Source organism: Corallococcus exiguus, assembly GCF_009909105.1.
Taxonomy (GTDB): domain Bacteria; phylum Myxococcota; class Myxococcia; order Myxococcales; family Myxococcaceae; genus Corallococcus; species Corallococcus exiguus.
This window is the reverse complement of the sequence record NZ_JAAAPK010000024.1, coordinates 1-709: the sequence shown is the minus strand read 5'-3', so window position 1 is coordinate 709 and position 709 is coordinate 1. Positions and strand designations below refer to the sequence as shown.

The following is a 709-nucleotide window of genomic DNA, read 5'->3' as shown; positions in this document are numbered from 1 at the left end:
CGCAGGCACCGCGAGTCCCTGCCGCCCACAACTCGGAAACCCCGCTCCCTCCTTCGAGGGGGCGGGGCCCGTGAACAGAGTGACTGGCGCACCGCGGCGCTACATGCGCGATCAGGTCCGCGACGTTCACCACGCGTGACAGGCCAGAGTCGGTGAAGGCGCGACACGGGATGTATCAGGCGGGTCAAGCTAGAAAGGTTTCATGGAGTGGTTGAAGAGCCTGCTCGGCCGCGCTTGAGGGTGTGCCGAGTCCCCGCTCCCCGAGTGGGCTGGCGTCAGGAACCTCCGGGGTTTCGTTACCAGGAGTGCCGAGGAATTGAGCACCCGGGCTGCTATTAAGTGTCGGCGCTTTTTCGACACATGGATGGCTCCCCGTGCACGACTTCTCGCGAACCCTTCCTGGCGTCCTGCTGAAGCTTGTCCAAGGGCCGTCCGCCCACGCGCCGCTCTACACGTTCCTGGGTGAAGCCGACGGTGAAGAGACCGTGTGGAGCGCGTCCGACCTGGACGTGCGAGCACGGCGGATTGCCTCCGCGCTGCGTGAGCGAGGCGCGCAGGGCGAGCGCGTGCTGCTGCTGTACCCACCGGGGCTGGACTACATCGCGGGCTTCTTCGGCTGCTTGTACGCGGGCGCGGTGGCGGTGCCCGCGTATCCGCCGGACCCGATGCGGCTGGAGCGCACCCTGCCCCGCCTGCGCGCCATCATCCA

Annotated in this window: 1 protein-coding gene; it reads left to right on the top strand. The window is 67.6% G+C overall.

Annotated elements, in window-relative coordinates; genetic code table 11:
* Nucleotides 1-407: 407 nt before the first annotated feature.
* The coding region (locus GTZ93_RS43375; RefSeq protein ID WP_390625037.1) for an AMP-binding protein at nucleotides 408-709 on the top strand (302 nt) is incomplete at its 3' end.